Annotated in this window: 18 protein-coding genes; 11 read left to right on the top strand and 7 right to left on the bottom strand. The window is 41.1% G+C overall.

The window, feature by feature from the left end; translation table 11 throughout:
- Positions 1 to 24: 24 nt before the first annotated feature.
- Together metL and metB are read right to left on the bottom strand one after the other, a co-directional pair.
- Positions 25 to 2,370 (bottom strand): bifunctional aspartate kinase/homoserine dehydrogenase II, encoded by a 2,346-nt coding sequence (gene metL / locus AC27JR_RS05305; RefSeq protein ID WP_487172992.1) that lies wholly within the window; start codon positions 2,368 to 2,370, stop codon positions 25 to 27.
- A 51-nt stretch (positions 2,371 to 2,421) separates the two neighbouring features.
- Positions 2,422 to 3,669, bottom strand: coding sequence for a cystathionine gamma-synthase (metB, locus tag AC27JR_RS05300; protein ID WP_487172991.1), 1,248 nt, complete (start codon positions 3,667 to 3,669; stop codon positions 2,422 to 2,424).
- Positions 3,670 to 3,867: 198 nt separating this feature from the next.
- Between metB and metJ the strand changes: the two genes are divergently transcribed.
- Entirely contained in the window at positions 3,868 to 4,188 is a 321-nt protein-coding gene (gene metJ, locus AC27JR_RS05295; RefSeq protein ID WP_008115021.1) for a met regulon transcriptional regulator MetJ, read from the top strand.
- A gap of 72 nt (positions 4,189 to 4,260) precedes the next feature.
- On the opposite strand, the gene AC27JR_RS05290 is transcribed toward metJ, so the two are convergent.
- Together AC27JR_RS05290 and rpmE are read right to left on the bottom strand one after the other, a co-directional pair.
- Positions 4,261 to 5,502, bottom strand: coding sequence for a malic enzyme-like NAD(P)-binding protein (locus tag AC27JR_RS05290; RefSeq protein ID WP_008465773.1), 1,242 nt, complete (start codon positions 5,500 to 5,502; stop codon positions 4,261 to 4,263).
- A 524-nt stretch (positions 5,503 to 6,026) separates the two neighbouring features.
- Complete coding sequence (gene rpmE, locus AC27JR_RS05285) at positions 6,027 to 6,242, bottom strand: 50S ribosomal protein L31 (RefSeq protein ID WP_008115018.1); 216 nt, start codon at positions 6,240 to 6,242, stop codon at positions 6,027 to 6,029.
- Positions 6,243 to 6,472: 230 nt separating this feature from the next.
- Between rpmE and priA the strand changes: the two genes are divergently transcribed.
- From priA to AC27JR_RS05260, 5 genes are all read left to right on the top strand, one after another.
- Positions 6,473 to 8,656 carry a primosomal protein N' gene (gene priA, locus AC27JR_RS05280; protein WP_487172990.1) on the top strand — a complete coding sequence of 728 codons (2,184 nt, stop codon included), beginning with the start codon at positions 6,473 to 6,475 and terminating at the stop codon, positions 8,654 to 8,656.
- A gap of 20 nt (positions 8,657 to 8,676) precedes the next feature.
- Positions 8,677 to 9,204, top strand: coding sequence for an SPOR domain-containing protein (locus tag AC27JR_RS05275; RefSeq protein WP_487172989.1), 528 nt, complete (start codon positions 8,677 to 8,679; stop codon positions 9,202 to 9,204).
- Between the two features lie 80 nt (positions 9,205 to 9,284).
- On the top strand, positions 9,285 to 9,803 hold the full coding sequence (hslV, locus tag AC27JR_RS05270) for an ATP-dependent protease subunit HslV (RefSeq protein ID WP_008115012.1): 519 nt from the start codon (positions 9,285 to 9,287) through the stop codon (positions 9,801 to 9,803).
- Positions 9,804 to 9,815: 12 nt separating this feature from the next.
- Positions 9,816 to 11,144 (top strand): ATP-dependent protease ATPase subunit HslU, encoded by a 1,329-nt coding sequence (gene hslU, locus AC27JR_RS05265; protein WP_008465766.1) that lies wholly within the window; start codon positions 9,816 to 9,818, stop codon positions 11,142 to 11,144.
- A 60-nt stretch (positions 11,145 to 11,204) separates the two neighbouring features.
- Positions 11,205 to 11,579 (top strand): gamma-butyrobetaine hydroxylase family protein, encoded by a 375-nt coding sequence (locus AC27JR_RS05260; RefSeq protein ID WP_487172988.1) that lies wholly within the window; start codon positions 11,205 to 11,207, stop codon positions 11,577 to 11,579.
- 24 nt (positions 11,580 to 11,603) lie between these two features.
- Here the strand turns inward: AC27JR_RS05260 and AC27JR_RS05255 are convergent, their stop codons facing one another.
- Positions 11,604 to 13,484 carry a methyl-accepting chemotaxis protein gene (locus AC27JR_RS05255; protein WP_487172987.1) on the bottom strand — a complete coding sequence of 627 codons (1,881 nt, stop codon included), beginning with the start codon at positions 13,482 to 13,484 and terminating at the stop codon, positions 11,604 to 11,606.
- Positions 13,485 to 13,887: 403 nt separating this feature from the next.
- Between AC27JR_RS05255 and rraA the strand changes: the two genes are divergently transcribed.
- The gene (gene rraA / locus AC27JR_RS05250; RefSeq protein WP_008465762.1) at positions 13,888 to 14,385 is read left to right on the top strand and encodes a ribonuclease E activity regulator RraA; all 498 of its coding nucleotides are present in this window, start codon (positions 13,888 to 13,890) and stop codon (positions 14,383 to 14,385) included.
- Position 14,386: 1 nt separating this feature from the next.
- Positions 14,387 to 15,436: a formimidoylglutamase gene (locus tag AC27JR_RS05245; protein ID WP_487172986.1), complete on the top strand. Its 1,050-nt coding sequence runs from the start codon at positions 14,387 to 14,389 to the stop codon at positions 15,434 to 15,436.
- 4 nt (positions 15,437 to 15,440) lie between these two features.
- Here the strand turns inward: AC27JR_RS05245 and AC27JR_RS05240 are convergent, their stop codons facing one another.
- Positions 15,441 to 17,165, bottom strand: a complete 1,725-nt coding sequence (locus AC27JR_RS05240) for an EAL domain-containing protein (protein WP_487173182.1) — start codon at positions 17,163 to 17,165, stop codon at positions 15,441 to 15,443.
- A 57-nt stretch (positions 17,166 to 17,222) separates the two neighbouring features.
- Positions 17,223 to 18,470: an imidazolonepropionase gene (gene hutI / locus AC27JR_RS05235; protein ID WP_487172985.1), complete on the bottom strand. Its 1,248-nt coding sequence runs from the start codon at positions 18,468 to 18,470 to the stop codon at positions 17,223 to 17,225.
- A gap of 110 nt (positions 18,471 to 18,580) precedes the next feature.
- Between hutI and hutC the strand changes: the two genes are divergently transcribed.
- The 3 genes from hutC to hutH are packed head-to-tail and all read left to right on the top strand — an operon-like array spanning position 18,581 to position 22,541.
- The gene (hutC, locus tag AC27JR_RS05230) at positions 18,581 to 19,303 is read left to right on the top strand and encodes a histidine utilization transcriptional repressor HutC (protein WP_487172984.1); all 723 of its coding nucleotides are present in this window, start codon (positions 18,581 to 18,583) and stop codon (positions 19,301 to 19,303) included.
- Between the two features lie 29 nt (positions 19,304 to 19,332).
- Positions 19,333 to 21,012, top strand: a complete 1,680-nt coding sequence (gene hutU / locus AC27JR_RS05225; RefSeq protein WP_487172983.1) for a urocanate hydratase — start codon at positions 19,333 to 19,335, stop codon at positions 21,010 to 21,012.
- Positions 21,009 to 22,541 carry a histidine ammonia-lyase gene (gene hutH / locus AC27JR_RS05220; RefSeq protein ID WP_487172982.1) on the top strand — a complete coding sequence of 511 codons (1,533 nt, stop codon included), beginning with the start codon at positions 21,009 to 21,011 and terminating at the stop codon, positions 22,539 to 22,541. Before hutU ends, hutH begins: the two co-directional genes overlap by 4 nt.
- The last annotated feature ends 164 nt before the right edge of the window (positions 22,542 to 22,705 follow it).

Genomic DNA, 22,705 nt, shown 5'->3' with positions numbered 1-22,705 from the left:
CTGATTAGCGGCCTTTTTGATGGTCTAACTAATATTTTTTACTAGCCAATATAAATCTGAATGAACACCTGCAGCTGTTACTTCTTTACCCGCGCCGGGGCCTTGGATAACTAATGCGTTTTGGTTATACCATTGAGTATTAATCACAAAAATATTATCGCCAGGTGTTAAATTAGCAACCGCTTCGCTTTTTGGTACATAAGCAATCCCTACCTTAGCGTTTAGCTTATTGTTTTTAAACTCTAATAGTCCGGTGTAACACAGGGATGCATTTTGTTGCTGAGCCGCTTGTGCATGCTGCTGAATAAACTCATCTAAGCTTGCCTTGTTATCAAGGAAGTCACTCCAACTGCCTTTACTTAGTTCATCGGGCATTAACGCAGATAACGAAATATCATTAAGTTCTAATTCAATACCTAACTCACGCGCCAAAATAAGCAATTTGCGTTGCATATCTCGCCCAGATAAATCTTCTCGCGGATCAGGCTCGGTAAACCCTAAAGCTTGTGCTTCAAGCACCAAATCTGAAAATGCCTTGCTGCCATCGTAACTACTGCATAGCCACGACAACGTACCAGAAAACACGCCTTCTATACGCGTTATTTTATCACCACTGTTTTGTAAATCGGCCAGTGCAAAGTTAATCGGTAATCCGGCTCCCACACTGGCATTATAACGCCAATGTAAGCCTCGCTGCGCCAAATCTTCACGTAATGTTTGATACCAGCTCAGCGGGGCAGTGCCTGCGTATTTATTGGCACTAATTAAGTGACAATTTAATTCCACAAATTGGCTATAAAGGTGGCTAAAACATTCACTGGCGGTGATATCAATCACTACCTTATGTTCATACTCAAGCGTATCAATGTATGACAATAAATCAGCTTGCTGATAGGGGCTGGCATGGTTTTCCCATTGCTGCTGCCAGTTTTCACAGTCTAACCCATTGGCATTAACCAGCATCTGCTCTGAGCGCAGTAATGCCACTAACTTAACGTTAAAATCAGATGATAAACGAGCTAGTTGAGCTGGTAGTTGGCGCATAAATTCAGCACCTACATTACCGAGTCCTGCAATAATTAAAGCTATTTCTTGCGCTTTATTAATCAATTTATCATGCAACAAGCTCAGCACATCACTCTCAAGCACTTGATCGGTTAGTAATAACGTATAATCTTCATCAAAATGAGTAAAACGAGGTTGGATTGATTGCCCTTGAAGTAAAGCGGCACTATGCTTACCAAGCGTCGCTATGTCTTGCTTTGATGCAATAATTGCAACCCCATTTAAGTTAGACTCGCTAATGTTGGCTCGGCCAGCAAAATAATTAACCAGCTGATATGTCGCCGACGCAGGGACTACCAAGTAGATTTCACCCGCTTGTTCAAAGTGATGTAAACTATGCTGAATAAGCTGACTAGCATGCGCTACCTCGCCTTCACTCAAATCATCAACAGTGAGTAAATCCACATTATTAATCGTAGTTAAAAAACGCTTTTGTTTACTCATTCCGGGTTTAACTATTTCAGTGTGACTGCCTTGCAGATCGTAGCTGCTGCGAACAATTAACTCTATGTCGGTCCCTTTTAATGGCGATAATGTCTTAGCATGTAATACAGGGTTCCCTAGTCTCGCTAATAAATTGGCTTGTTCGCGGCACACACGCGCATACTTAACCGCATTAGCTACCTTACGTGGATCAGTACTAAAAACACCTTGAGTGTCAGTCCAAATAGACACTTTTTTAGCATTGCAATATCGCGCTAATAAAGTAGCACTGTAATCACTGCCGTTTCGTCCCAGGGTCACGGTTTCATGTAGTAAATTAGCCGCAATAAACCCTGTAACGACATTAATTTTACTCGTATCTATGGCTTTTAAGCACTGCTGCTGATTATTAGCATGCTGCAACTGGCCTGCGTCTATAGTAAATAACTGCCTAGCGTCATGAGCGCAAGCACTAACGTTAAGCTGCTCTAAGTAAGCACTTAATAGCCTTGCAGACCATAATTCGCCATGGGCTAATAGCCAAGCTTCAGCTAAAGTACCTTGCTTGGCCTGCTGGGTAATCGTGCTTAGCTCAGTGGCAAGTATACCGAGAGCTTCATGCTTGGCACTGGATATAAGCAATTGCTCAATAAGCACAGATTGATGATTACTTAATAACAAAATTATATCAGCAATCGCTTGGGGATCTTGCTGTTGATAGCTTTGCCACAATTTAACCAAGGTATCGGTGGTTTTCCCGGCAGCCGATACCACCACACAATCTCCTGCTTGAGCATGAGTTAAAATAATATTTGCTACACTTTTAAAGCGATCCGCTGAGCTTAAACTCGAACCACCAAATTTATGAACCTGATTTACCATGTTAATACCCACTCGACTTCATGTTTTTTATATTTTCAAAATTGGTAGGTACTACCATAACGCCGGATGCGCCGCGTTTAATTTTGCTGAACCAAATGACTCACTAGCACCCTTTTTTGCAGCTAGCGCGTTATCTGCTTGTCCTGGGCGTACTAAATTAAATACTCTGTCTAAATCAGTAAGTAAGTCTTTTACATCTTCAATACCCACCGAAATACGAATAAGCGTGTCGCCTACTCCAGCTTCTGCACGTGCAGTCGCTTCCATGCCTGCATGGGTCATAGTTGCAGGGTGACAAATCAAACTTTCCACTCCACCTAATGATTCCGCTAAACTAAACTCATTTAAGCGCGTTAAAAACGCGGCCGCATCGTTTATATCGCCTTTTATATCAAAACTGACCATAGCACCGAAGCCAAGCTGCTGCGCCTTAGCAAGCGCATGTTGCGGGTGTGATTCAAGACCTGGATAGTAAACCTGAGCAACAAACGGGGAGCTTTCTAAATACTGTGCAATAGCGAATGCGTTTTCTTGGTGTTGTCTCAAACGCACATTTAACGTACGTAAGCCTCTGAGTGTTAAATAGCTATCAAATGGCGCCCCAGTAATGCCAATATTATTTGCCCACCAGGCCAGTTCTTCACCAAGCTCAGCGCTCGCCGCAATAACTGCACCACCAACAACATCTGAATGACCATTGATATATTTAGTGGTTGAGTGAACCACAATATCGGCACCAAATTTAATCGGGTTTTGCAAAGCCGGCGATAAAAATGTGTTATCGGCAGCAACGAGTGCACCACACTGCTTAGCAATATCGGTAACTGCTTTAATATCAGTTAATCGTAAAATTGGATTACTCGGTGTTTCAATCCAGATCAGCTTAGGTTTAATAGCAAGAATATGCGATAAGCTTTCGCTTTTAGTGAAATCGACCACTTCAAGTTTCAACAAGCCGCGTTTTTCTAGTGAAGTAAATAAACGATAACTGCCACCATAACAATCGTGGGGGATCACTAACGTATCGTCACTATTTAATAACTGAGTGGTTAAGTGAACTGCCGCCATGCCTGTGGCAGTAATAATGCCTTTAGCGCCACCTTCAAGCTCGGTGAGCGCCTCAGCCAAAATGTCACGATTAGGATTACCACTGCGGCCATAATCATATTGACGCTTGGTATCAAAGTCAGCAAATGAGTAAGTTGTTGATAAATAAAGCGGTGGAACAACCGCACCATGCTGTTTGTCGGCTTCTATTCCACTACGAACAGCAATTGTTGCCTTATTTTTTTCACTCATTTTCGCCACCTTTACTATTTTGGATGTTTAGACGTCTAAAAGGTAGCGCATGCAGTTTAAGATGTCAAAACATTTAAATGTCTAGATAGCTAAATAACTAGTATTTGACTATCTTTTTTAAACCGATAGAATTTCACGCATATTTACACGCTTTGATGCTGTGTGAGCAATTTATAATCTGAGGCAACGATACATCTTATGGCTAAATGGAATGGTGAATATATTCACCCATATGCAGAACACGGGAAAAAATCCGAACAAGTAAAAAAGATCACCGTTTCGATCCCGCTAAATGTATTAAAGGTATTAACTGATGAACGTACTCGTCGTCAAATAAACAACTTGCGCCATGCAACAAATAGTGAGCTTTTATGCGAAGCATTTTTGCATGCGTTTACAGGGCAACCGCTGCCTAATGATGATGATCTACGTAAAGACAATGCAGAAAAAGTACCTGAAGAGGTGAAAAAAATAATGCAAGAAATGGGACTAGAAGTGCCTATTTTAAATGAAGACTAAATTTCTTTATCTGTGTTATAAAAAAAACCTCAGCAAATGCTGAGGTTTTTTTGCGTTAATTCACACTTAAAATTACGCCATGTAGTTCTCTGGCATATCAATTTGTGCCACACCCGAATCAACTGCAGCTTGAGCAACCGCTTTGGCGATACGAGGCAATAAGCGCGGATCCATAGGTTTTGGTATAATATATTTAGCACCAAACTCTAATTTATCGATGCCAGCAGCAGTCAGTACTTCAGCCGGTACTGGCTCTTTAGCAATACTGCGAATTGCCTCTACAGCAGCTATTTTCATTTCATCGTTTATTTCACTTGCGCGTACATCTAATGCACCACGGAAAATAAATGGAAAACAAAGTACGTTGTTAACTTGGTTCGGATAATCAGAGCGGCCGGTCGCCATAATAAGATCGTTGCGTGCAGCATGTGCTAATTGCGGATCAATTTCAGGATCGGGGTTTGAACATGCAAATACAACTGGGCGGTCAGCCATTAATTTTAAATCATCGGCGGCTAATAAATTTGGGCCTGATACACCAACAAACACATCGGCATCTTCAATTACATCTTGTAAAGTACGTTTATCCGTATTGTTTGCAAATAATTGCTTATATTCATTTAAGTCATCACGACGTGTATGAATAACCCCTTTACGGTCTAACATATAAATATGTTCACGTAAGGCGCCACACTTAATTAAAAGCTCCATACAGGCAACAGCTGCGGCACCAGCACCTAAACATACGATAATCGCATCTTCAATTGCTTTGCCTTGTACTTCTAATGCATTTAGCATACCCGCAGCCGTAACAATTGCCGTACCATGTTGATCATCATGAAACACAGGAATGCTGCAACGTTCTATAAGTGCTTTTTCTATTTCAAAACATTCTGGTGCTTTAATATCTTCTAAATTGATACCACCAAACGTGTCTGCAATATTCGCAACCGTGTTGATAAAGTCTTCGGTTGTGCGATGCTTAACTTCAATGTCAATTGAGTCTAGTCCTGCAAAACGTTTAAATAATAATGCTTTGCCTTCCATTACTGGTTTTGAGGCAAGTGGGCCTAAATTCCCTAAGCCTAAAATTGCGGTGCCGTTAGTAATAACCGCAACCATATTTCCTTTACCAGTATACTTGTAAGCATTTGCTGGATCAGCGGCAATTTCACGAACAGGTTCTGCAACACCTGGGCTGTATGCGAGCGCGAGGTCTTTAACCGTCTCAGCGGGCTTAGTCAGCTCAATACTGATTTTACCTGGAACGGGATGGGCATGGTAATGTAGTGCTTGTTCACGAAAATCTGACATAACGCGATTATATCCTGCAATTTAAGTTAAAGTGAGAGGTAGTTTTATTCTACGATACCTTTATTATTTTTAAATTCCAAGCAATATCAGGTCTATCCTGTTATATGCTAGAACTGTTAATTTTAAGTGATTTATCAGCAACTTCCCTAGATTATCCTGACAATTTTAAAATATTAATTCGTCATAAAAATTAAAATTACAGGTAATTTCTGCCCTGAATCAATTTTGATGAAGCGTATTTTTCAGTCTCAAATTAAAATAGAGAAATATCGAACTTTATTTAATTTTAAATACAAATAACTTCACGTTACCTACATTTAAGTAGCATATTTAAAATGTAACAAATAAAAATATAGAGAGTATTGGCTATTTTGTCTGTAAATGTTTATGCATATTCAGAATAAGAACAGGAAATAGTTATGCAAAAATAATAAATACAAAACTGTTATAAAAATGGAGGGAGAAGTGAATTTTAGGCACAAAAAAAGCACCCTAAGGTGCTTTTTTTACATAGAAACAAAAAATTATTTTTTGCTGCTAAGTGCACCGAAGCGCTTGTTGAAGCGATCAACACGGCCGCCAGTGTCTAAAATCTTTTGCTTACCAGTGTAAAACGGGTGACACGCAGAACATACGTCTAAGTGAATGTCTTTACACAAAGTAGAACGAGTTTCGAATTTGTTTCCGCATGAACAAGTTGCAGAAATTACTTCGTACTTAGGGTGAATACCTTCTTTCATAGGAACCTCTAGTTAAGGCCGCATCGCTCTCCAAACCCGAAGTCTGGCACCATACGTCGTTAAAACAAATTTATTGGTCGCGAATTTTATCCAACAACCCGCACGCACACAAGCTTTAATTATTCTTTTTGCTAAAAAGTCGGCAAACGGCTAGCCATTATGGATTTGTTGGTGGGCTTTTAATACTATTTTTAGTACATTAAACCATTCGGTTTCTTAGTTGAGTTGTTATGCGTTTTGCTGAAGTTGCAATAAAAGTCCCCTTACCTCGCACCTTTGATTATAAAGTGGATGAGCAATTACTACCGCCGACTCAATTACAGCCAGGCATGCGCGTACTCGTCCCTTTTGGTAATCAACGAAAAGTAGCAGTTATCCTTAACTTAAAAGCCGATACAGAAGTTCCCGAAGGCAAAATCAAATCTATTATTGAAGTTATTGACGACTTGCCAGTGTTATCTGCGCAACATTTGGAGCTGCTGAAGTTTACTGCGCGTTATTATTGTTATCCACTGGGTGAAACTATTCATATTGCACTACCGAGTGCACTGCGCCAAGGTGAATGCCCTGATAAAACCAGTATAAATATGCTGAAGTTAACCGATAAAGGGGCGCTTTTACCGTCTTTAAAAGCTAAAACACAGCTAAACTTGCTTAAGCAATTATCTGCATCGGGTAAGTCATCATTAACGGAACTAAAAGCACTCGGGTTTAATAAAAAAACTATTGATAGTCTATTAGCAAAAGAGTTAATAGTGCAAACTATTGAACATGACAATCAATGGCAACATGCCTCGCCCACCGTGGGTACTAAGCCTCGTTTAAATAAAGAACAAGCCATTGCCTGCACGGCTATAAATCAAAGTACAGGTTTTAACAGCTTTTTACTTGAAGGTGTCACGGGTAGTGGTAAAACAGAAGTTTATCTACAGTGTCTTGAAGAGGTTTTAAAGCGTGGTGAGCAAGCGTTAGTGCTGGTTCCCGAGATAGGTTTAACACCACAAACCGTTAATCGTTTTAGACGTCGCTTCCCCGATACGCCAATTATGTTATGGCATTCGGCTCTCACCGATAACGAGCGTCTGCAAACATGGCGGTTTTGTGAAAAAGGCAGTTGTGCCATCGTTATAGGTACTCGTTCGAGTATTTTTCTGCCCTTTTTAAAACTCGGGATGATTGTGGTTGATGAAGAACATGATGCTTCATTTAAACAACAAGATACTTTACGCTATCATGCACGCGATTTAGCAGCGTATCGTGCTTATCAGCATAACATTCCGCTTATTTTAGGCAGTGCGACTCCCGCATTAGAAACGCTGCACAAAGCAATTAATAACAAATACCAATTACTCACATTGAGTGAGCGAGCACAAACCGCCACCGATAATCAATTTAAGCTTCTCGACATGAAAGGTCAGCCCGATCAAGCTGGTATTGCCCATGCGAGCCTGGCGATAATGCGTCAACACCTGAATAAAGGAAAGCAGGTGATGGTGTTTTTAAACCGTCGTGGATTTTCACCCACTTTAATATGTCATGAGTGTGGTTGGTTAAGTGAATGTAATCGCTGCAGCACAAGTGCAACCTTTCATAAAGCCATCGGTCAGATGATTTGCCATCACTGTGGTGACCAATATAAAGTACCGCATCAATGCCCTGATTGTGGGAGTACACAAATATTTCCTAACGGTAAAGGCACCGAACAGATAGAAGAATTTTTGAGTACTGAATTTAAAGACATCCCGATTAGCCGAATAGACCGCGACTCAACGAGACGTAAAGGCAGTCTTGAAAAAGCATTGGATGAAATAAACCAAGGTGGCGCACGCATTTTGGTCGGTACGCAAATGCTAGCCAAAGGTCACCACTTTGCGGATGTAAGCTTAGTGCTTATTTTAGATGTAGATAGTGGTTTATATTCGTGTGACTTTAGGGCAACAGAACACCTTGCGCAATTAGTGACTCAGGTTGCTGGGCGAGCAGGGCGTTCCGGTGAGCCCGGTGAGGTATTATTACAAACTCACTTTCCTGAGCATCCGTTATTACAAGATTTAGTTAATAATGGCTATCAAGATTTTGCCCGCTTTGCACTTACTGAGCGCAGTGACGCGCAATTGCCGCCCATCACCAGTATGGCGATAGTTCGTGCACAAGGACATAACATTAAGCAAGTCGTCGACTTTCTAACGGATTTGGTTCCTGTCAATGGGGTATCTGGTATACAATTGCTTGGACCAATCCCTGCGCCTTTAGAGAAAATTGCAGGGATGTATCGTTTTCAATTACATATTCAAGCGCAAGAACGACGCATTTTACACCCGTATCTTGCACAAATGGTTGATTATCTCAGCACCAGCAAACTTGCTCAAAAAGTTCGCTGGAGTTTAGACGTAGACCCTACAGACATGATTTAGGTAAGGCCACACATAACACCATGGCACAGCACGATTATATTAATAAAAAACCAAAAAATAGAAAAAACACCAAACAAGAACCGGCTAAAAAAACCTTTCCGCTGTTATTAACCCTAATTGCACTATTACTCGTCGGTGGTTTCGCATATGGACTCTGGTTTGTTAAAAATAATGCCGATCCTGATCTTGTTGAAAAGCAGGCAAATCCAACACCTGAAAAGCAAGTTGAAATCGCTAAACCGCGGCCACCTAAATTTATTAAAGAAATTAAAGAACATGAAATTCAAGTTGAAGTAAAAGAACTTGAACAAAAAGGCCCGTATGTTATGCAATGTGGCTCATTTAAAACGCATCAACAAGCAGAAACCTTAAAGGCTAAAATAGCCTTTGCAGGGCTAATTTCAGAGATCAAAAAAACCACAGGTACCAATGGTATTTGGTATAAAGTTCGTTTAGGACCTTATGAAACCAAGCGCCAAGCAGAAAGTGATAAGAACAAACTGAAACGAATGAATATCGTTGGCTGCGGAATTTGGGGCTGGACTTGAATTTAAACCATTCACCCATATAACCTCTTCATAATTGTTTTTTACGCGCTGCCCCTTGCAGCGCGATGATGAGGAATAACATGACTACAATCGTAAGTGTACGCCGTGATGACAAAGTTGTTATTGGTGGTGACGGCCAAGTCTCCCTTGGTAACACAGTAATGAAGGGCAACGCCCGAAAAGTTCGACGCCTTTATAATGGCAAAGTAATCGCTGGGTTTGCTGGCGGTACTGCTGATGCTTTTACCCTATTCGAACGTTTTGAAAGCAAACTAGAAATGCACCAAGGTAACCTCACTAAAGCGGCCGTAGAAATGGCTAAAGATTGGCGTAGTGATCGTGCCTTACGTAAACTTGAAGCCCTACTCGCTGTTGCTGATGAAACAGCCTCACTGATCATCACTGGTAACGGTGACGTCGTACAACCTGAAAACGACCTGATCGCGATTGGCAGCGGCGGAAATTTTGCACAATCTGCTGCAACCGCCTTATTAGAAAATACCGACTTAAGTGCTCGTGAAATTGTAGAGAAAAGCCTAACAATTGCTGGCAACATCTGTGTATTTACGAATAACTTCCAAACTATCGAAGAATTGTAATAGGAACCCGCCATGTCTGATATGACCCCAAGAGAAATTGTTCATGAGCTTGACCAGCATATTATTGGTCAAGCAAAAGCAAAAAAAGCGGTTGCTATTGCCCTTCGTAATCGCTGGCGCCGTATGCAGTTAAACGAAGATTTACGTGCCGAAGTAACACCAAAGAATATTTTAATGATTGGCCCTACAGGCGTAGGTAAAACGGAAATTGCGCGTCGTTTAGCAAAACTAGCTAATGCTCCCTTTATTAAAGTGGAAGCCACTAAGTTTACCGAAGTGGGTTATGTAGGCAAAGAAGTTGAAACGATCATTCGTGATTTAGTCGACGTTTCAATCAAAATGACCCGTGAACAACAAACCAAAAAGTTTAAACACCGTGCAGAAGAAGCGGCTGAAGAGCGTATTTTAGATGTATTACTGCCTCCAGTGAAAGATCAGTATGGTGAAGTTCAGCGCGATGAAAGCTCATCGACACGCCAATCGTTTCGTAAAAAATTACGCGAAGGCCAGCTAGATGACAAAGAAATTGATATTGATTTAGCGCAAGCTCAACCGAATGTTGAAATTATGGCTCCTCCTGGTATGGAAGAAATGACCAACCAGTTACAGGGCATGTTTCAAAATATGGGTGGTGATAAACGCACTAAACGTAAGCTTAAAATTAAAGAAGCGTTTAAATTACTTACCGAAGAAGAAGCCGGTAAATTAGTTAATCCTGAAGAATTAAAAGAGCAGGCAATTTTTGCGGTAGAGCAAAACGGCATTGTGTTTATTGACGAAATCGACAAAATCTGTAAGCGCGGCGAAGCCTCAGGCCCAGATGTAAGCCGTGAAGGTGTGCAGCGTGATTTACTACCGCTTATTGAAGGCTCTACAGTTAACACTAAGCATGGCATGGTTAAAACTGATCACATGCTATTTATTGCCTCAGGTGCATTCCAAATGTCTAAACCATCAGACATGATCCCGGAGTTACAAGGCCGTTTACCAATTCGTGTTGAACTTGAAGCACTTACAGCCGATGACTTTAAACGCATTTTAACTGAGCCACACGCGTCACTTACAGAGCAACAACGCGAGCTACTCAAAACAGAGCAAGTCGCTATTGAATTTAGCGACGATGCAATTGAGCGTATTGCTAAAGCAGCATGGCAAGTAAACGAAAAAACCGAAAACATCGGTGCGCGCCGTTTACATACCGTTATGGAAAGGCTAATGGAAGAAATTTCATATGACGCTTCTGAAAAAGCAGGTTCAAGCCTTGTTATTGACGCCGCCTATGTTGAAAAACACCTAGGTGCGCTGGTTGAAGATGAAGACTTAAGCCGCTTTATTCTTTAACAGCCGTTTAATGTATACTAAAGCCTCCAGCATGGAGGCTTTTTTGTAAGTGAGATGACGATGAAACAAGTAATTAAAGTGCACTATCATAGTGTGAGTAAAAATTTAGATGTGTTCTTTGATGATCATTCAGAGGCAACCTTCAGTAACGAGTTTTTACGGGTTCACTCTCCCTCAGCCGAGGTGCAAGGCCATGGCTCTGAGCCTATAAAGTTAGTACTTAATAAACAAACAGTGGGCATTAAAAGCATTACACCCGTAGGACATTACGCGTTGCGTTTAGAGTTTGACGACGGGCATAACAGCGGATTGTTTAGCTGGCAATATTTGGCTAAATTACAAGCCGAACATACTAATTTATGGGACACTTATTTAGAACGTGTTACACAACATGAAAATAACAAAGACAGTGTACCAATAAAGTTTGTTCCTTAAACTTTATTGGTTGTATAGCAAAGCTTAAACTTTATATTTATCAATCGCACTGTGTAGTACGCGTGCTTGCGCTGAAACCTCTTCACTGGTTTGTGCGTTATTAGCCGCATGTTCTGACGCGCTTTGAGCGATATCACGAATTCGCACTACATTTTTATTCACTTCTGATGCAACTTGGCTTTGCTCATCAATCGCCACAGCAATTTGTGTACTCATTTCCATAATTGTTTGCACATCAAGTGTAATAGATCCTAGCAGCTCACCCGCTTTAGTTGCTTGTGTTGCACTTTCGCCACCTTGAGCTCGACATTGATGCATAATACTTACTACCTCTTGAGTGCGCTGTTGCAAGGTATTAATAATACCTTCTATTTCGCTAGTCGACTCTTGCGTACGCTGGGCTAGTGAACGTACTTCATCGGCAACAACCGCAAAGCCGCGACCTTGCTCACCGGCTCTCGCCGCTTCAATAGCAGCATTTAAAGCCAGTAAATTAGTTTGTTCAGCAATAGCACGAATTACATCAAGCACTGAGCCAATAGTTTCACCATCTTTTTCAAGCTGTGACACCACACCTGAAGCATTTACCAAAGAATCAGACAACGCATTAATGTGCTTAATGGTTGACTCAACCTCAACCTGACCTTGTAAGGCACTCTCGTTAGTCGACTCTGCCTTTTTAGCCGCAGCTTCAGTATTATGTGAAATATCTTGAATTGTCGCCTGCATCTCTGTCGCAGCGGTGGCTACCATGTCGGCTTCATGTAACTGCTCTTGCATTCCTGAGCTAGTTGCTGCCGTTGTGTTAGATAAATCTTCAGTCGCAATGTTTAACGTTTTCAATGCTGTATTTACTTCATAAATTAGTTTTTTGAAGTCACCAATTAAACTATTAAAGTCTATGGTCATTCTGGTTACTTCATCTTTTCCTTTATGCTCTATAAATAAACTTAAATCGTTATTGCGCCTAATTTCATCTATTGCTTGATACACCCTTTCAATAGGCTGAATAATTGAACGACTAGTTAAGTACACAAGCGCCATAACAATCACACTGGCAATCACAAAAATCACTATTGCTAATAGCTGTGCTTGATTGGCTGTTTCACTTACTTGTTCTTTAGTGGCAGCTGTAATGTAAGAAACCACTTCATCACTCTTTTTAACACTTATCCTCATTTTACCCAAGGCGCCCGAATTTAAATCGACACCCAGTGCTACCTGCGCCTCTACTAACGCGGTAAATTTACTTTGGTAATTACTCATTAACGATGCTAATTGACTGCGGGTCTGATTGGGTAAATCGGCGGCGCTTACTTGCTGTTTTAACTCCACTGCTAATTTATTAAATCGGTCTAGGTATTTTGTATCCAAGCGTAACATAAAATCTTTTTCAGCACGGCGTAGCTGCAGCATGGTAGTAAGTAGCTGATAATTATTTTGCTCATTGAGTAACGTTTCAATGCTGTGAACAGCTTCACGAAGTTCGCCGTAAAGTGCATCTTTGGGATGTAAGCCTATCTTACGTTGCAGTTTTACAACAACCTGAAAGTCATCGTAGTATTGTTTTGCAAGCGCCGAGAATTGGCTTACCTGGGCCGTGGCAATATTTAAGTCTGTTGATAAAACAGATAGCTTTTCTAATTTAAGCTGCAGTTGTTTATATTCTTTAGTGAATAAATCTAAGCTACTTTCATCTTTATAAAATAAAAAATCTTTCTCATATTTGCGCATCGAAAGCTCGTGTATATCTAGCTCTTCAGCGTACTGAATTGTTTCATTTAATTTAAGCATAATACGTGCTTCATAAATGATGATGCATAGCATGACAATCATTGCTAAGCCTACTACAAGGGCGTTTAGTTGCAAACGGCGTTTTATCATCAGATTCTGTAAAAAATTCATTGTAAATACCTATATTAAATTTGCCAGCGCAGTATAACGTGGTGCTTCCTTTCATTTAAATCATTAATTTTGAATAAAAAATAAAAAGGGTCGCCGGTAAAATTTAACCATTAACAAACTCCTTTTAAACAAATGGACAATATAAAAACCATTGGCCTAACAACAGTATTGCTCAATTTTACGACTATTGCCACTGACTAAGGAAAATCTTCAACCGTATCAGCAAGCAATACACCTGTTTATAATCTTGTTGTGAATAAATGACAAGTTTATGAAAGAATTATTATTCTTATAATTGATTTAGTTCTAATTATGGCTAAATTTACTGCGATTAAGTCGTTGTTATTGCATATAAGGAGGGTATACTGAGTTTCTAACTTATGTATCTTTTGAGGATAAAATAATGGATTACAGCACTTCTGATTTATGCGACCACTTTGCTGATGTGGTTGACGTGCTTGAACCTATGTTCATCAACTTTGGTGGTCGACACAGCTTTGGTGGCCGCATTAAAACGGTAAAATGTTTTGAAAACAATGAACTGATCCGCCAATTACTTTCTCAAGATGGTACTGATCAGATTTTACTTATTGATGGTGGCGGCTCAACTCGCAGAGCATTAATTGATATTGAGCTGGCTGAGCTGGCACTTGAAAACAATTGGCAAGGCATTATTGTATATGGTGCATTACGTCACGTTGATGAGCTTGAAGAACTTGATTTAGGAATTCAAGCTATTGCATCAATTCCTGTTGCAGCAGACAGTGAAGGTGCGGGCGAAAGCGGTATAGGCGTTAATTTTGCTGGCGTATCATTTTTTGATGATGACTTTGTTTATGCTGACAGTACAGGTATTGTGCTTTCTGCTGAAGAGTTAGAACTAGAAATTATAGAACTGTAGCGTGGCCGTACCCCTTAAAATATATAACGAAAGCACGGTAAAGGAACTTTGCTCTGGCCGTGCTGGAGAGCTAAAAGCGTGGCAGTCGATGGCATTACTTGATGCCCGCGATAATATTCAACAAGCGCTTGCTGATGCCGTACAATTTGGTATGCGTTTTGTTTTACTTGGTATTTGTGAAGATATTGGACCGAGAGCCAACTTAGGAAAAGGCGGTGCACAGTATGCGTGGCCTGCTTTTTTACAACGTTTTTTAAACCAACCTCACAATGACACTATTGTCATGCAAAAAGTGTTACTGCTTGGTGAAGTCAACCTCGATGATTTAATGCAACAAGCACACCCGCTTGATAACCAAAATCCTCTCGATTTAGACCAATTACGTCAGTTGTGCGCTGAGATTGATGTACGGGTTGAAGCAATTTTAAACATGATTTTTAAAGCGGGCCTCGAACCTATTATTATTGGCGGCGGACATAATAACTGTTTAGGTATTATTCGCGCACTTGCCAAACATAACCAAAACGCAATTAACGCGATTAATTTAGATCCCCATGCCGACTTTCGCGAGTGTGAAGGTAGGCACAGTGGTAACGGGTTTAGCTATGCTTACCAAGAGCAGCTGCTCAATAATTACCATGTTATTGGCTTACATGAGCTAAAAAACAATCAACCTATTTTTAATGCCATGCAGAGTGCTAATTTTAGCTACACCAGCTATCAGACAATTAATGTGAAGCGCGAAATAAACTTAACGGAGGCAACCACCCATGCACTCCATGGATTTGATAACGCACCGTTAGGAATAGAAGTTGATTTAGATAGCTTAACCAATATGCCTGCAAGTGCATTTAATTATTGTGGTTTTGATGTCAGCGATGGTGAGCATTATGTTTACTTAGCTGCAAGTGATCCCCGTAGTGCTTATTTACACTTATGCGAAGCAGCGCCACCACAACACCCCCACTCTATAGCCGCGGGTAACTTACAGTGTGGCCAAGTGATCAGCGCTTTAGTCAACACCTATTTACAGACAAAACTGAGCCTGTAAGTGCTTAAAGTTCTTGTGCTTCTAACCATTGCTTAAACCAACTCATTAACCCTAAACTGCTCAATGGATGTCCAAAATAGTAACCCTGTGAAGCATAGGCTTTTAGGCTTTTCACAAATTTTAGTTGATCCAGTGTCTCGACCCCTTCAAAAATAACTTTCGTTTGTTGCTGGTTATGCATTTCAACCATACCACTTACTAAACTACGTATATTATTTTGATTACTAAAGTCTGCAGTTAATGCAGGCGATACTTTAATATACTCCACCGCTAAACTAGGTAACTTAGAAAGCAATACAGGATTATCACCCAAACCATCAACGCACACTTTTAAGCCTAAACTGTTAAGCCTTGCAATCATGGCTCTACCTTTATCATCTAGGCTAGTAAAAATGTGTAGCGGGCACTCTAGAATTAAATCACCTGGCCTGAGTTGATGTTCACCGATAATTCCATAAACAAAATCAACAAACTCTTCGTTGAGCATTTCTGGGCCAAATAAGTTAACACTTAAAGGCACCGACATTCCTTCCATACGAAGTGCCATGGCCAATTCACCTGCTCGCTCAATAACAAAGGTCGCGAGAGAATAACCAAGCCCTGCAATTCTAATATCGTTAATAAACCGACTCGCCGATAAAGTCCCTTGGGTTGGATGCTGCCAACGTAACAACAACTCTAAAAATTCAATTTGACCATCGTCATTTCGAATAACTGGTTGAAAAAACAGTTCGAACTCATCAGCAAAACTGATATTCGCCAGCTCAGTTAATCGCGATTGCTGCTCTAAATGCTCAATCGTCATTTGCTGATGATAAGCTACTATTTGTTTAGCTGGCTGACTATCAAGTGCTAGGTAAGCATGACTGATTAGATCATCAAAGCTGCTGCTTTGTTGATCACAGTGTACATAACTGGCTCTTACTTTTACTTCAATTGTGCAATTAGCTACATTAAAGGGCTTTAAAGTAGCACCAATAATTTGCTTTATAAGCTGTTGATGTAAATGATTATGACTCTGTAAATCACAAATAAATGCAAAGTTTAACCCACCCAAATGCGCTAATTTAGCGTGCTCAGCAAGATAAAACACTTCATCGCTATCTAATAAATCTTTTATTCTATTTGCTGACTGCGATAATAATAAATCACCAAAATCTCGACCAATATGTTGATTAACTTGGGCAAAGCCTTCGAGCCTTAATACTATGAGTGCTGCGACTAATGAATCTTCATTGCTTAGTTCATTATATTTTTGACGTAACTGTTGTTTATCAGGGAAGCTGGCTAAAGGTGAGTTTTCAACATACACCTCAGGCTCAGTTTGTGGCTTTAAAGATGGAGCAACCTGCAGCGTATTATCTATTAAAAAATCACTGCTACTAAGCAGTAAAATTGGAATGAGTAGCCATGCCAAGTGCAGCGCAAAAAAGAGATGACCTGCCAATAATAAAACAAGTAATCCTGTGGCACAGGCACTGATAAGTAACGGTGCTTTTTGTTTTAGCAAATTCGCTTGATATAAATGAAAGCCAAAACCTAGGGCCAATAGCACAGCAAACCAAGGTATCGCAGTACTCACCATAGCTAAACCAATCAGCCCAGTGCATAAAAAGCTGAGCCTCATTACGTTACTTTTAACGGTTAACAACGCAGCAACCATTGCCATTAAAAGTGCACCACTTAAAAAAATAGCTAAATTGCTGTAGCTCAATAGCGTTCCATCCATAGCTGAGGTACTCACTGACATTAAATAAAACATAGGTTTAAGAGTTAAGTCTTATAATTAGCTAAGTTTACCCAATATCCATAGATTTAACAGTTTATTTACCCCAAACTGATAACTTAATTGTGCTGGATGCTCAATTTGCCAATGTGCTATATCGGCGCGAGCGCCGACTTTTAATACCCCTCTATCAGTAAAACCTAGAGCCCGAGCCCCATGTGCCGTAACTCCCATTAATGCTTGCTCTGGAGTAAAATTAAATAAAGTACAAGCCATATTCATCATTAATTGCAACGAACATAACGGTGATGTGCCGGGATTGAAGTCAGTGGCAATTGCGATGGGGACCTTGTATTTATTTAACAGCTCAATCGGAGGGTATTTCGTTTCTTTTAAAAAATAAAAAGCACCGGGCAGTAATACCGCCACAGTGCCTGCATTGGCCATAGCTTTAACACCTGTTTCATCAAGGTATTCTAAATGATCCGCAGACAAACCATTGTATTGCGCCACCAGCGCAGCACCTTGTTGATTAGATAACTGCTCCGCATGGCACTTAATTGCTAAACCCAGTTTTTTAGCCGCATCAAATACTCGCTGCGTTTGCGCATAACTAAAGCCAATATCCTCACAAAATACGTCAACCGCATCGACTAAATCATGTTCAACAAGTGTGTTGAGCATTTCATTACACACTAAATCTATATAATCATCACTGCGATTTTTAAACTCTAAAGGTAATGCATGCGCGCCTAAAAAGCTGTTAATTATTTCAATTGGATGATGTTGGTTTAATAGCCTAGCCACCTCTAATATTTTTTTCTCATTTTCGATATCAAGCCCATACCCTGACTTAATTTCAACTGTAGTTACGCCTTCTGCTAACAGTGCATTTAAACGTTCTTTTGCGGCTACAAACAGTTGCTCATGATCAGCCTCTCGGGTTGCTTTTACGGTGCTTGCAATTCCGCCCCCTTGCGCAGCAATTTGCTGATAACTCACTCCCTGCAAACGCTGCTCAAACTCCTTTGCACGAGAACCGGCAAACACTAAGTGAGTATGACAATCAATTAAGCCAGGCGTTAACCACTGCCCTTTCACACTTAATGTCGGAGTGGCTAACACATCAAAATCAGGTAACTCAGTTTGCTCACCTAGCCATACTATTTTGCCATTTTTAATTGCTAAAGCCGCATTCTCTATCGCTCCATAAGGCGCATCAATATTGCTATCCATAGTGGCAATATTGGCATCGGTGAGCAGTAAATCGATATCATTTAATTGTTCTGTGGATTCTGTAGCTTGCATAAATTTCTCCGCGATAGTGTTCAAACGAGTTTAACAACACATCTTGTATATACAAGATGATTGTGCCATCTTACTAGGTATTGTTTATTTTTAATATACTAAAAGTATTTATGCCAACACCTAAGTTTACGCAAATAAAACAGTTTATTGTGGACAAAATACGCAGCGGACTTTGGCTTGAAAACCAACGCGTACCCTCAGAAAATGAACTAGCAAAACAGTTTACGGTAAGCAGAATGACCGCACGTCGAGCCCTCAGTGAGCTCACTGATGCGGGTATTTTAACTCGTAGCCAAGGGCTAGGCACGTTTGTAGCAAGCTTCAAATCACAGTCGTCATTACTTGAAATTAAAAACATCGCCAATGAAGTAAAAGAGCGAAACGGAAACTACAGCTGCACAGTGCAAGTATTGGAATCAATTAATGCTGTCGCGCCAATTGCAATTGCTTTAGGTGTGGAAGTAGATAGTGTGGTGTATCGCAGTGTCATTATTCATAACGAAAACGACAGTCCCTTACAAGTCGAAGAGCGCTTTGTAAATCCCCCCCTTGCTAAGGATTATTTACAACAAGATTTTACCGCCCTAACCCCATATGAATACTTATCAACAGTTGCCCCTTTAACGCAAGCGAGGCACACGGTAGAGGCTATTACGCCAAGCAGTGAAATGTGCCAATGGCTTAACTTATATAATGAAGAGCCTTGTTTACAAGTTATACGCCGCACTTGGTCGATAAACGGAATTGTAAGCTTTGCACGACTTATATCGCCGGGCAGTAAGTATCGCTTGGGCGGACAATTAACATTTAAAAATAATAATAAAAGCGCATAACGCTTAACACTATTTAACAGGAGTGAAAAATGAATCATCGACTGGACACACAGCGCACAATACGCGCACAGCATGGTAATCAAATATCTACTAAAAGCTGGCAAACCGAAGCAGCTAAACGCATGCTAATGAATAACTTAGACCCTGACGTTGCCGAGCACCCTCAAGCTTTGGTGGTGTATGGTGGGATTGGTCGTGCTGCGCGTGACTGGCCAAGCTACGACAAAATAATTGAAACGCTTGAGCGCCTAGAAGATGACGAAACCCTATTAGTGCAATCTGGCAAACCGGTGGGTGTATTTAAAACTCATAGCAATGCACCACGGGTATTAATTGCAAATTCTAACCTTGTTCCGCACTGGGCTAACTGGGAACATTTTAACGAGTTAGATAAAAAAGGCTTGATGATGTACGGCCAAATGACCGCTGGCTCTTGGATTTATATTGGTTCTCAAGGGATTGTTCAAGGCACCTACGAAACCTTTGTGGCTATGGCAAAACAACACTTCTCAGGCAATGCTAAAGGTAAGTGGGTATTAACAGGTGGCCTAGGAGGAATGGGCGGTGCACAACCATTAGCAGCAACCATGGCCGGCTTTAGTGCCTTAGTGGTGGAATGTGATGAAAGCCGTATCGATTTTCGAATAAAAACAGGGTACGTCGATGTAAAAGCCACAGACCTTGAGCACGCATTAAAATTAATAACCGATGCCTGTGTAAAAGGTGAAGCGCTTTCTGTGGGTTTACTGGGTAACGCTGCCGATGTTTTTAGTACCTTAGTAAAAAGTGGTATTACTCCCGATATAGTCACCGATCAAACCTCAGCCCATGATCCGCTTAACGGCTACCTGCCACAAGGTTGGAGTATGGAGCATGCAGCAAAAATGCGAATCGATAATCCACAAGCAGTGGTCAAAGCAGCCAAACAATCAATGGCTGTTCAAGTAACGGCGATGCTGGCACTGCAAGATGCGGGCGCGGCAACGACTGATTACGGCAATAATATTCGTCAAATGGCGCTCGAAGAAGGCGTCACTAATGCATTTGATTTCCCTGGGTTTGTACCTGCTTATATTCGTCCATTATTTTGTGAAGGTATTGGTCCATTTAGATGGGTAGCACTCTCAGGCGATCCCGAAGATATTTACAAAACAGACGCAAAAGTAAAAGAACTAATCCCTGATGATAAGCATTTGCATAACTGGCTTGATATGGCGCGTGAGCGAATTCAATTTCAAGGCTTGCCTGCACGTATTTGTTGGGTTGGCTTAAAAGACCGCGCGCGTCTAGCGGTTGCCTTTAATGAAATGGTTAAAAACGGTGAGCTTAAAGCACCGGTGGTTATTGGCCGTGATCATCTTGACTCAGGCTCAGTTGCCAGTCCTAACCGTGAAACAGAAAGCATGCAAGATGGCTCCGATGCAGTCTCTGATTGGCCTTTATTAAATGCCCTGCTCAATACCGCTGGCGGTGCTACTTGGGTATCGCTTCACCATGGCGGTGGTGTAGGTATGGGCTTTAGTCAACATTCAGGTGTGGTTATTGTTGCCGATGGTACCGATGAAGCAGAGCAACGCCTTGCAAGAGTGCTGTGGAACGATCCTGCTACCGGTGTAATGCGCCATGCCGATGCTGGTTATGACATTGCAAAAAACTGTGCACAACAACAAAACCTAGACCTACCTATGCTTAACAAGGATAAGTCATGATTTCATACACTCTCACACCAGGTCAGCTTGAATTAAATACCTTAAGAAAAATTAATCAATCACCTATAAATTTAACTTTGGCAACTGAGGCCGCCACGCAAATAGCGGCTAGCGCACAAACCGTTCAAAACGTAATAAACGAGCAGCGCACTGTCTATGGTATTAATACCGGCTTTGGCTTATTAGCCAATACTAAAATAGCGAATGATGAGCTAGAACTATTACAACGCAGTATTGTGCTTTCACATGCTGCGGGTATTGGCGAGTTAATGGATGACAGCACGGTCAGATTAATGATCACCCTAAAAGTAAATTCTTTATCACGGGGTTATTCTGGTATTCGTTTAGCAGTGATTGAGTTTTTTATTCAACTACTTAAAAATGAAGTCTACCCATGCGTGCCTAAAAAGGGCTCCGTGGGTGCATCAGGCGATTTAGCCCCCCTTGCCCATATGTGCTTACCTTTATTAGGTGAAGGGAAAATGCGCTACCAAGGAGAGTTAATAAGTGCAGAGCAAGGGCTAAAAATTGCAGGGCTTGAGCCACTGACATTAGCTGCAAAAGAAGGCTTAGCTTTATTAAATGGCACACAAGCCTCTACTGCATTTGCACTGCAGGGATTATTTAGAGCCGAAGACTTGTACGCACAAAGCTGTGTAATTGGCTCTATCAGCATAGAAGCCGCCATGGGCAGTCGTGCACCATTTGATGCTCGTATTCATGAGGTTCGTGGTCAACAAGGGCAAATTGATACAGCGCACGTCTTTAGAGAGCTATTAAGCACCCACTCACAAATTAGTGACTCACATATTAATTGTGAAAAAGTACAAGACCCTTATTGCCTTCGTTGCCAACCGCAAGTACTTGGTGCGTGCTTAACCCAAATACGCCAAGCCGCCGAAGTATTACTATGTGAATCAAACGGGGTAACCGATAACCCACTCGTTTTTGCCGATGTAGGGGATATTATTTCAGGCGGAAACTTTCATGCTGAGCCCGTTGCTATGGCCGCTGATAATCTTGCTATTGCCATTGCCGAAATTGGCGCCTTAGCTGAGCGACGCATAGCATTATTGATTGACTCTAATTTATCAAAATTACCGCCCTTTTTAGTCGAAAACGGTGGGGTAAATTCAGGGTTTATGATTGCTCAAGTGACCGCAGCTGCGCTCGCCTCAGAGAACAAATCACTAGCACACCCGGCCTCGGTAGATAGCTTACCGACCTCAGCTAACCAAGAAGACCATGTTTCTATGGCAACCTTTGCCGCTAGACGCTTAGTTGATATGGCTAATAATACGCAAGGCGTGTTAGCCATTGAATGGCTGAGTGCTTCTCAAGGGCTAGAATTTAGAGCGCCACTACATGCGTGTGAGCAGGTAGAAAATGCAAAAGCACTGCTACGCCAACATGTTAGCTATTACGATAAAGACCGCTACTTTGCCCCCGATATTGAAGCGGCTAACACACTACTAAGTGAAGGTAAGTTGTGCGACTTCATAATCCACTCACCCTTACCTTCTTATTAAATAGCGTGAACTCTGGTTAAGAGATTTACTAACGTATTGAATCAATATGATATTTATGTTTATTTTCTCTAGCCAGAGATTTCCAGTGAAAACAAGGCGAAATTACGCGTCAATAGCTAGCCTATTGCAAGTAAATTCAACGCAGTTAGCACTGAAAATAGCTG

Source organism: Pseudoalteromonas sp. NH0006-26 (assembly GCF_057552415.1).
Note: the sequence above shows the minus strand (reverse complement) of the source record. Positions and strands in the feature narration are given on the sequence as shown.